The 10864-nt window shown below is 32.6% G+C and carries 13 protein-coding genes; 1 reads left to right on the plus strand and 12 read right to left on the minus strand.

All coding sequences use genetic code 11. The annotated features are described in order from the left end of the window. Position 1: 1 nt before the first annotated feature. From BM371_RS18415 to BM371_RS18455, 9 genes are all read right to left on the minus strand, one after another. On the minus strand, positions 2–409 hold the full coding sequence (locus BM371_RS18415; protein WP_034677562.1) for a hypothetical protein: 408 nt from the start codon (positions 407–409) through the stop codon (positions 2–4). 5 nt (positions 410–414) lie between these two features. Beyond that, positions 415–777, minus strand: a complete 363-nt coding sequence (locus tag BM371_RS18420; protein ID WP_034677563.1) for a DUF6804 family protein — start codon at positions 775–777, stop codon at positions 415–417. Between the two features lie 29 nt (positions 778–806). Next, positions 807–1091 carry a hypothetical protein gene (locus BM371_RS18425; RefSeq protein ID WP_131430964.1) on the minus strand — a complete coding sequence of 95 codons (285 nt, stop codon included), beginning with the start codon at positions 1089–1091 and terminating at the stop codon, positions 807–809. Between the two features lie 19 nt (positions 1092–1110). Further along, positions 1111–2382: a PH domain-containing protein gene (locus BM371_RS18430; RefSeq protein WP_034677566.1), complete on the minus strand. Its 1272-nt coding sequence runs from the start codon at positions 2380–2382 to the stop codon at positions 1111–1113. Between the two features lie 11 nt (positions 2383–2393). Then, positions 2394–3464 (minus strand): type I restriction endonuclease, encoded by a 1071-nt coding sequence (locus BM371_RS18435; RefSeq protein WP_034677567.1) that lies wholly within the window; start codon positions 3462–3464, stop codon positions 2394–2396. Positions 3465–3475: 11 nt separating this feature from the next. Further along, complete coding sequence (locus tag BM371_RS18440) at positions 3476–3808, minus strand: YegP family protein (protein WP_034677568.1); 333 nt, start codon at positions 3806–3808, stop codon at positions 3476–3478. Positions 3809–3931: 123 nt separating this feature from the next. Beyond that, positions 3932–4594, minus strand: a complete 663-nt coding sequence (locus tag BM371_RS18445; protein WP_034677569.1) for a DNA-binding response regulator — start codon at positions 4592–4594, stop codon at positions 3932–3934. Further along, positions 4587–6233: an ATP-binding protein gene (locus tag BM371_RS18450; RefSeq protein ID WP_034677570.1), complete on the minus strand. Its 1647-nt coding sequence runs from the start codon at positions 6231–6233 to the stop codon at positions 4587–4589. The genes BM371_RS18445 and BM371_RS18450 overlap by 8 nt, the downstream gene beginning before the upstream one ends. Positions 6234–6311: 78 nt before the next feature. Beyond that, positions 6312–6494: a hypothetical protein gene (locus BM371_RS18455; RefSeq protein WP_034677571.1), complete on the minus strand. Its 183-nt coding sequence runs from the start codon at positions 6492–6494 to the stop codon at positions 6312–6314. Positions 6495–6885: 391 nt separating this feature from the next. Between BM371_RS18455 and BM371_RS20455 the strand changes: the two genes are divergently transcribed. Further along, complete coding sequence (locus BM371_RS20455) at positions 6886–7692, plus strand: hypothetical protein (protein WP_034677572.1); 807 nt, start codon at positions 6886–6888, stop codon at positions 7690–7692. A gap of 31 nt (positions 7693–7723) precedes the next feature. Here BM371_RS20455 and msrA read toward each other — a convergent pair whose 3' ends face one another. From msrA to BM371_RS18475, 3 genes are all read right to left on the minus strand, one after another. After that, complete coding sequence (msrA, locus tag BM371_RS18465; protein ID WP_034677573.1) at positions 7724–8284, minus strand: peptide-methionine (S)-S-oxide reductase MsrA; 561 nt, start codon at positions 8282–8284, stop codon at positions 7724–7726. A gap of 244 nt (positions 8285–8528) precedes the next feature. Next, positions 8529–9494 (minus strand): ROK family protein, encoded by a 966-nt coding sequence (locus BM371_RS18470; RefSeq protein ID WP_034677574.1) that lies wholly within the window; start codon positions 9492–9494, stop codon positions 8529–8531. 81 nt (positions 9495–9575) lie between these two features. Next, entirely contained in the window at positions 9576–10784 is a 1209-nt protein-coding gene (locus BM371_RS18475) for a PepSY-associated TM helix domain-containing protein (protein WP_034677575.1), read from the minus strand. Between the last annotated feature and the right edge of the window lie 80 nt (positions 10785–10864).

Here is a 10864-nt window from a genome sequence, read left to right on the forward strand (position 1 = left end):
TTTAATTATTTAGGTCATTAAGAATATCCTTTTTTGTTTTTCCCTGCTTTACAGCTTCGATGAAATAATCGACAATTTCTTTCACGTTTTCCTCCAAAAATCCGAACATGGCAACATATTTTTCTAATGCTGAATACTCATTTGGAGTGACAATTCCATCTGCCCAGATCATTACCGTAAGATCATAGAGGTATTCTACTTTTTCTTCAATGCTTTCAGGAATTAAAGATTTTGAATTGATGGGATTTAAAAGAATTTCATCCAAATTTTTTGCTGAAATTCCCCTTTCTTCGGCAGATTTGTACAACATTTTCAATTCGAGCGGACTAAAGTCTTCGTCGCAAATTGCCATTTGATATAATCTTAAAAAATGAGCTTTAAGATTTTCTGATATTTGTATTGTTTCCATAGTTTTTATTTAATTATTCTGTCTCTTGTTCGAGGTTTTTTTTGAGGTTCAACATCAATGGTTTCAGATTCTTTTGGCGTTTTCTTCGGAATTAAACTGTAGAAATAATAGATCAATAAAAGCCCGACCAAACAATCAATGAAAATCCAATAAGGCTTCAAATAAAAATAAATCTGGAAAATCGGATTGAAAAGAATAAAAACCAAAACAAAAGTGATGAACCAGAATCTTCTGGTTTTAAATTCATTCACAATAATTATTAATGACATGAATGAAACGATAATCCGAAGAAATGTATAATAGCCAATCGGTAAATCGACAATGCCGATAAAACAGCATAGTGCGGCGATAATGATGAGGTATTTCATGGTATAGTTTTTAGTCGGGCTTATGAAATTTAATTACAGCTTGAACAGTACGATCTGTCTACATATTCTCTGCTGTTTCCAGCCATATAATAACAACCACCTCTTTTTCCAATGTATAAAGTATGACCGTTATAAGTACATACTTTGTTTCTGGATGCAGTAGTAGATCTTTTCTTTTTACTTTTTTTACTTTTCTTTTTAGGCTTTGTTGTTGAAAGTTCTGTTTTAGCTGCTGCTGAATTTTCTTTTGCCAAAAAGTTTGCAGGTAATAATAGGCCTAATCCTAAAAGGATTGTAAATAGTAGTTTTTTCATGGTTTTAATGTTTAATTATTTATATGAATACTTCATTCATAGATTTTTCGTTCATCGCTTGTATTTTTAATGAATCATAGGAATCTCTGTATTGCCTGATAGAACTTAATAATCCAAGTGACATTATTTCTGCTTCGTTAAGGTTTAATCGCAAGAAATAGCTTTTGTTTTGAACAATAAATTCTATACTTCCTCCACGTATATCATGAGAGATCAATTTTAAAAAAGGAATCTGAAAACTTTTTCCTCCAGCATTAAAGACAATCCTTAAATTTGTAAGAAATAGAGTCCCTGGATGTATCTGTGTTACGTTTTCCTTTATTGGGCGAGATCTTCCGCCACCAACTCTTGCATTTACCCCTTTCATAACTCTAAAAGAAACACCGGTACTTGTAGTGGAGTAACCCCTGTGAACGATCTTGTTCTCAACTAAATTAGCATGAATGTTTAAGTAACATTGCTCGCCTTTGCTTAAATTTATAGGAGGATTATATACAACAGGAAAAATACCATGATCTAAATTCCATAATAATTTGGCATGTTGTAAGTTTTTAATCTTTCGCTCGGAAATGAAATTTTTAATATTTTGATTATCAATTTTCAGATTTCTTGTTATCTGTTTAAGTTCAGTTTCCTTAACAGGAGAAAGACGATTGTCAGATATTTTTTCTTCAAGAATTTTATTAAATATTGAAAAAGCAATTTTATTTTTGATTATTTCAGTTTGGTCTAATGGGAATTGAAGAAAAGTTGAGATGTATGTAATTTGTTGATTTTCAGAATCGGTTAATGTTTGGTCAGCATAACACTTATCAATCAAACCCTTAACAGTTCTTTCTGAAATTCTATTTTTTTCAAGAAAGATCTGTTGATCCGATAAATTGAAATATATTTTAATATCATTCAGTTTAGATATTTCATTATCATTGAGAATAAAATCTGAAATTGATGTACATAGAGTATTATAGTATATTTTTCTTCCAAGTTTTATTTTTTGCTTATCGCTGATTGTTTTTTTGTGATTTTGTATATTTTGCTGATAGATTGGCAGAATATTATCGAGATCGGAATAGTTAATTGTTTGCAAAATTTTATTGGTTCCATCAAAATCGATTTTTATTATTTTCTGAAAAATAAAATCACCTGTTAACGGAATTAAAAATGTTGTTAATACAATCATTACTATTGATGCTGTAAAACTCTGTTCTATTAATAGTCCTAATGAAATAAAAAGAAAAAGAACACCGAAAATCCATCGTAAAATTTTAATAATAAGTAAAAAATTTTTCATGGCTAATAATTTTAAGAATAGTTTTCTAATGTTTTAAGAAGTTCCTTTTTGTAATTATAAATCTCATCCAGATCATTTAATAAAACCTTTTCTCCTGCATCTTTTCCGTTGTGGAAAGTTTCAAGATATTTATTGGCTGTATTAAAATGCAGTCTGCAAAGAGGCTTTCTGTTGTTGTCATCCAGTAAAATCCCAAAATAGGATAGGGTGTCTCTATAAGCAATTCTTGAAGAAGGAACTTTTTCTCTTAAAATGGCTTTCACGATTTGATAACCTTCCAGCTCTTCTTCAGTAGTTACAATTTTAGAATCATTATTCTCGTCTATGGAAGCGGAGTTTGTTATTTTTTCTTCCTGCTTTTCAATCTGTTCATTTATGCTGAGAGCAGATTTTAATCTGAAACTGATAGACTCGTTTATTGAAGTTGTTAAAGCTTTCCTCGTATATTCTTTAAAAGCAATCATTCTGTTTGCTGTTAAAGGCTTTTCAAAAAAACGCCCTACCAAAAGGCGAACAATCTCATCAGAAGGATTTTCTATTTCTTTTTCAAATTCTTTTCTGATGGCTTTAATGTATTTCAGGGCTTCGGCAGAATCTAAAATACTTTCGAGATTGTATCCTTTTTTTGTAAAGCTTTCGAGGATTTTTATGGAGCTATCTTTAATGTCCTCAATATTGATGGTGAAGAATGGCTTTTCATCCATAATATTGGGCTTTTCCAAATCAGTATAAAAATTATATACGATTCCGTTGGTAAGTACACCAAATCTTGATTTAGAAACATGATAATATCGATGAAGCTGAGAATTATGAGCATCTGCACTTTCTTTCCAGTGTTTACATTCGATAATAAGAATCGGCTCATCATCTTTTCGGATAACATAATCTATTTTTTCACCTTTCTTTGTACCGATGTCACAAATGTGTTCCGGAATTACTTCTGTAGGGTTAAAAATATCATATCCCAAAATCTGAATAAAAGGCATAACAAAAGCATTCTTTGTAGCTTCTTCTGTCCCGATCTGATCTTTTAAGCCTACCACTTTTTGGTGGAGTTGCTCCAGTTTAATCTTTAAATCCATAGTTTCTAATTTTATATGGTTTCGTCAATTATTTCTGCTTCAGGAGCATTGCTTTTTACAGATTCAATCCCGTTATCTCTTGCCGTAGAGGTTGTGTACATTTCGCTTGTTCCGATAATTTCGCCATTACCAGCTTTTAAATTGAAATAATATTGACTATTTGATGATGTCATCCTTTCATAACGACTATCAAAAGGCGAATTTGTCTTAACAGATTCAATTCCGTTTTTACATCCTGACTTTGTGGCGTAACCTTGGCTTGTAAGAATTACTTGTCCATTACCAGCTTTCAGGTTGAACTGATAGTCATTATTTTTTCTTTTGGTAATAATAAATTTTCCCATGATTAATTTTGTTTAACTCTCCAAAAGTATAACCCTTTGAAATGCAATCATTACGGAAAACCGTAAAAACAGAAAACCTTTCAAAATTTTTGAAAGGTTGTGTAATTAATAGGAGTATAGAATTTAGATAATTCCGAGATCTTTGCAGATAACGACCAGCTCAATGTTATTTTTGGCATTAAAAATTTCGCGAAGCTCATTCAGCCTTTTTTCGATGGAACTTTTGCTGTTGGGAGTGATATTATTCTGTTTAAAATGATCTTCAATTTCGCTTTGCGTAAAACCTTTTGCCAGTAGAGTTAATAGTAATTCGTCGTTTTCGGTAATTTCAAGCGGAGCATTTCTGATGGAGTTTAAAATTTCCTGTGGAATGACTTTTTCACCCTTAAAAATTTTTTTTATGGTATTTCTCAACTCTTTTCCATCATGTCTCCCTTTACTTACAAAACCGTCAATGGATAAAATTTTAAAAAGGTCATCGATGACTTTCGGCTTGTTTTCTATTGAGAAAGCGATGATCTTAAGCTTGGGATCAATGTTTTTCACCTCTCGAATCAACTCCTGACCCGACTTTAAATTTTGTTGGAAATGATCCTTGTCAAAGGACAGATCTGTAATGAGCAAATCGTAAGGTTCCTTTTCTGCTTCTGCGGTTTTTATTCTTTTTAAAGCATCGTCACAGTAACTCACAAAGTCAAAATGATCGATCTGAAGTTCTGTAAGCGCGTTTACAACACCCAGATTTCTCACCTCATGATCTTCGGCAATAAGAATTTTTTTAAACATATTTTGAATGTATTGGAATAGTTATTTTAATAATTAGACCTCCGTTAGGATTTTCTTCAAAAATAATGTCTCCTCCGATTGTATCAATACGGTTTTCCGTATTCCGTATCCCGGAACCTCTTTGAGTAGCTAAATTTTTAATTCCTTTTCCGTTATCGGTATAAGTGATATAAAAGATGTTGTCATCTTTTTCAAATTTTAAAACAACCATTTTGGCTTCACTGTGCTTTTTCATATTTACCAAAAATTCTCTTACCACATAAAACAGTTCAGACTGTGTATTTTGAGGGATATTTTCCCATATATTTTCTGCATATTTTGTAAGGATAACTTTTTGCTCTGCTGTTGAATAGGAATTAATCATTTTGCCGAATCGCTCATGGAAATCAATCTCGGTTAATTTATCATGAGAAATGTCTCTTGATTCTTCATACATTTTTTCCATATCATTTAATATTTTCACTTTATTGATGTCAGGATTGTTATCAATATCGATCATCAGATGATAAAGTCCGTTGGCTACAACATCGTGAACTTTTTTGGAGTATTTCAGTTCAGTATTTTTTACTTCGAGTTGTTTTTCCTGTTGCAATCTTTTTTTTCTTTTTTTGTAATAGAATACCCCGCCGATTAATGTTAATACTAATGCCGCTATCCCAACATTTTTCTGTAAACCTTCAAAATCTTTTTCGGCATTGTCTGCTTTAAGTTTTTCTACATCAAATCTTATAAGTGCAAATTGATTTCTTGCTTTGTTCCTATTTATTTGAAGGTCACTATTAATAGATGTATATCTCCGAAAATTAGATAAATAGTTTTGTGGCTCTAATTCAATAATCTTCTTTAAAGCAATTAACTGATCATTTGGAATTTTAATTCTATCAGCTATTTCCAACATTTTCTTAGCATAAAATAAGGCACTGTCTCTATTTTTTTTGTTAAAATATTCAGAAAATGTTTCATAGCTTGAGTTTAAACCTTCCAGATCATCTTTATGAATTCGAATTTTTAAGCTCTCATGTAATTGAGGAAGGGGATTATATGTTTTATTATCAAGATATTTTGCTTTTGCAAGATTATTCAAAGCCTTTGCCTGATTGATACTATCTTTACTTAAAATGGCTTTCTGCAAAAATCTTTCTGCCAATCTAAATTTTTTCTGCGTTATTAATACATCTGCAATATTATTGTAACATAAATATCTTGATTCATCATTGTCAACATATTCTAAAGTTTTAGAATAAAACTCGAAGGATTTCTCGGGATTTTTCAAAAAATTGAAAGATATTGCAATATTGTTATAGTTAGTAGCTAATGTACTTCTCGTTGTGCTGTCTTTTACCTTTCTAAGATATTTATTTGCTTCTAACGATGACTCTATTCCTCCTAAATAATCTCCACTTTTCGTCTGTAATAATGCCATATTAACTAAAGACTTTCCTGTTTCTAAGGAATCTCTATTTTTTATGTAATAATTTTTAGCAATATTATAATAATAAAAAGCAGAGTCAGTTTTATTTAATTCTCTGAATTTTTTAGCTTTTTGATAATTGAGTTCTCCGGCTTCAGAAATTGTTTTGTTTTTATTACAAGAGATAAAAAATATAATAATAAGGATTGCAGCAAAAAAGGATTTCATGATAATTAGTTTAATGCAAAATAACAAAAAAGGACAGAATATCAAATCTGCCCTTGCTTTACTTTGTTACTAATTTAACTATGGTCTTGGAGGTGGAGGTAGTTGTCCTGAATTTCCTGTTACAGGTTCGCCATCTTCTCCTGTTCCCGTTCCCGGATCAAAGCCTGTTCCGCTTCCATTTTGGGTTGTTACAGTATTTCCGTTATTATCACAATTTGTTGTATTTGCATTATTATTTCCGAATGCTAAACCTAGTAGCATTAATAGTAATTGGATCATTGTTCAAAAAATTTATTGTTAAAGCATTCGTGTTCTTCCCTGCGAAACAGATCGCAAGCAGTGTTACACGATTAAAAAAATTGAAGCGCTTCTAAATTTTTTGGGAAGTGAACCATCAAAAACGGAAGAGAAACATCTGCTTCCCAACCCGGAGTTTTCTTCCGCTTTATCAGGTGATTTTAGAAATCAGTTTTTAGTAATTGTTTTTTTGTTTCTGATTTCTTTTACAAATATCTGTTAGAAATAACCGAATCTACGGACAGCCGATAGACAGGAAAATGGATTGTAAATGCTTGATTTTTATGGAAAACCGTAATTTAGTTGACAGGATTTTGTCTAACTTGGACAACAATAACTAATAACCTAAATTATAATGTACAGTAAGAAGAAACTTTTAGTGGAAACGGTCTTTGAAACTGCAAAAAAGGAGCTTCCACGAGCAAGTATAAATTCCCTCTCAAACTATTTAAGTAGCCTTTTTGATGAGAGGTATGATTTTTCTAGAGACGAGAGATCGTTTACGAGGTATTATAAAAGCTTAATACAAGACGGAGAAGACTATAATATAGATGATATCACATTACTTTATTTAAGTAAATATATTGGTTACAAGGATTTTGAGGATTTTTGTAGTAAAATAAATATTGAAGGTGGAGATGGTTCAACAACTTTTAAATTAGGCTTTAGTGCTATATTATCTGAACAAACCCCTCAAGTTAGTATTACCGTTAATCCAACATTCAAAATGCCCGAATTCATGAAGAAAAACGGAATGGGATTTATGGAAATTGCTCTTTTGGTAAGTCTTACGACCGGGAGTATTGCTTTTTCAAAGAAACCGAATACACAAGCTCAGGGTTTTGCGGGAATTTTACAACCTGGACCGAAATGTATGTATTGGGATAAAAGTGAATACAAGCCTGCAGATTGTGATGATAAAAACCCAGTCTATAGTGAAAGAGTTCCTTTTGACTACGAAAAGTTTACTTACTTTAAAAGAATTGAAAGAAAAGATACCTTAACGGCTGAAAATGCTTTCGGAAAGGTTTGGTATTCAAAATATAATGGGGAAGTAGAGTTCTTTACGGATGATGGTACTGATCCGAATAACGGAAGAGAATTAAGAAAAGCTACCGAATATATCATCGAAAAATATGGCGGAGTTGCAGAAGAGGAATAAAAAAAGCGAAGAAAAATCTCCGCTTCTATTTTTACTGTGAATCTGTTTCCAGCATTCCTAATTCTCCGAAATATTTTTTAAACTTTTGAATTTTTGGTCCTACAACAGCACTACAATACGGCTGCGTGGGATTTTCGTTATAATAACCTTGATGATATTGTTCAGCCGGCCAGAATTTTTCGAACTGCGTTAATTCCGTTACGTATTCGCCGTTCCATCTGCCGGATTCTTTAGATTTTTGAATAGCTTCTTCCGCTTTTGCTTTTTCCATCTGATCTTTATAATAAATTACAGAGCGATATTGGGTTCCAATGTCATTTCCCTGTCTGTTTAATTGGGTAGGATCGTGTAGAAAGAAAAATACATCCATCAGTTGTTCATATGAAATAATTGAAGAATCATAAGTGATCTGAACAACTTCTGCATGACCCGTTTCTCCGGTGCATACTTCTTCATATGTAGGATTATCCTTATGACCTCCGGAATAACCTGAAATGGCAGATTCTACCCCTTTCAACATATTAAAACAGCTTTCCACACACCAAAAGCATCCGCCACCAAAAGTGATCTGCTGTACATTATTTTTATCCATTTTTTAAATTGATTTTTTGTTTAAATAGTTTTCCCTTTATAGCCATTGAAGGTCATGAAAAAACTTATCAAAAATAAGAAAAAATGCATCAAATTTGTCTTAAATAAAACATCTAAACACAAATTGCACTAATAGATTTCACAAATAATCACGAAATAAATTAATCTAAATGGTTTTGAAAAATCAAAATAAAAAAGCATCCTTAAATTAAAAGAATGCTCAATATTTTAGTAAAAACGTTCAATTATTTTTCCCAAACCAAAGCACTTGCGCCAAGAATTGCTGCATCCGCTTCATCCAGTTCGCTGAAAACCAATCGTACTTTATTTCTGAAAATAGGAAGAAGATTTCTTTCCATGTGAAGTTTTGCAGGTTTCAAAATAAAATCTCCGGCTTTGATTACTCCTCCGAATAATAAAATAGCTTCAGGAGATGAGAACATCACAAAGTTTGCCAATGCCTCTCCTAATTTCTGACCGGTATATCGGAATACTTCAATGGCTACAGGATCTTCTTTTAAGGCACATTCATGAACGGTTTTAGAGTTAATGGCATCTTCAGGAAACTGATTAAGCATAGAATCCGGAAATTCAGCTCTCATTTTTTTTGCCGTAATGGCAATTCCTGTAGCAGAAGCATAAGCTTCAAGGCTTCCTTCTGAGCCTGTACTCCAATGTTTTCTTCCACCTGGTTTTACAATGGTATGACCTAATTCTCCGGCAAAACCATCATGCCCGTAAATTAAATGACCTCCGGAAACAATTCCGCTTCCAACACCAGTTCCTAAGGTAATCATGATGAAATCTTTCATGCCTCTTGCTGCACCATACATCATTTCGCCCAAAGCAGCGGCATTTGCATCATTCGTCATTTTGCAAGGACTTTCAAATTTTGCTTTCATTAAGTCGGCAAAGTTGATCACTCCTTTCCATGGAAGGTTGGGAGCCAGCTCAATCGTTCCTCTGTAGTAATTTGCGTTGGGTGCTCCTACACCGATACCTTCAATTCCTCCTTCAGAATACTTATCGATCATAGGCTGTATCTGCTGATAAAGAGCATCAACAAATGCTTCAGGTGTGCTGTATTGGTCTGTTGGTAATGAACCTTTGGTTAAAATTTCTCCTCTGTGATTCACGAGACCAAACTTCGTATTGGTTCCACCGATATCGATACCTAATGCAACCTGTTTTGACAAATCTACTACTGACATTTTATTATTGTATAATTTCGAGGCAATAAATTTATAAAAAAGATTGTATTAATAATCAGCAAACCCGATTTATTTGAAAAATCAGATTGCTTTTTTAGCCTTTTTTCTTCTTCCCCACCAGATTAAAAAGCCGGTAACAGGAAGCGAAGCACAAATTAAACTGACTATAAAAGCAATAATTTTTGTAGGCAATCCTAAAATTGATCCTACGTGAATGTCGTAATTGGCTCCTACCGTTTTTTCACCAAAGTTTTTATCTTTCATATCGTGAGTATGCAAAAGCTCACCCGAGTTTTCATCAAAAATAAGACTGCTGCTTTTGTGATAAGAATAAGATAAATGCTTTACATACACTTCGAAATTGGGATGCTCGTGATCGTCCATATGCGGATGTCCCAAATCGACAGAAAACCCATAAGAATCAGGATATTTTGCCTGAACAGTTGCAATTACTTTATCTAAAGTAGAGTCTGTTCTCATTTCTATCGGAGCTTTTGTTGTAATGTGTGAAAAATCAGGATATGCCGTGCTTCCACCTGAAAAGACGAAATAAATCATCGCCTGAACGACAAAAAAGGCATAAAAAAGCCCTGTAATTGAGAATATTAAAGCAAATATGGATGCGTAAAACCCTAAGACATTGTGAAGGTCGTAGTTTTTTCTTTTCCAGCTTTTTACATTCTCCCATTTGAAAGAGAAACGTTGCTTTCTGGCTGCTTTATTTTTCGGCCACCAAAGAATAATACCGGAAATCAGCATGATGATAAAGATGATTACGGGGATTCCCACCACATATTTACCCCAATCCTGCTTTAGCAAAAAGCTCCAGTGAATAGATTTTACAATGTTGAAAAAGCCGTTTTTTTCGTCATAAACTTTCAGAACTTTTCCGTTGTAAGGATTTACATAGGCGAGTTTATAAATAGGAAATTCATCGAAATAATTCCAGGTTTCTGTATTGTGTTCGTACCAGTAAAACTGATAAGACATCTTTTTATCAATAGGTACATTCACCCAATGGATTTTGAACTTTTCTTTCACCTGCTCATCTACCATTTTTTCTAATGTACGAATAGGAAGAACCTGCTTCTGCGTAATATTCTGCTCGTTATGATAGATTACTTCTTTTCTGGTGAAATTTTCTACTTCGTCTTTAAATACAAACAGCGTTCCCGTAATAGAAACAATAAAAATAATCAGACCGACCGATAATCCTAACCATAAATGCAGCTTTCCTGTCCATTTTTTAAAAGGGCTGATTTTCTTTTTATGATGATGCTTTTTCTTCATTCTTTTCTAAACTTCGGCAAAGATAGTATTTTAAAATTTATTTAGAATACTTATAAATTATTGTCTTTTGAGACTTTTTA

It is taken from the genome of Chryseobacterium formosense (assembly GCF_900116415.1).
Classification (GTDB): Bacteria; Bacteroidota; Bacteroidia; order Flavobacteriales; family Weeksellaceae; genus Chryseobacterium; species Chryseobacterium formosense.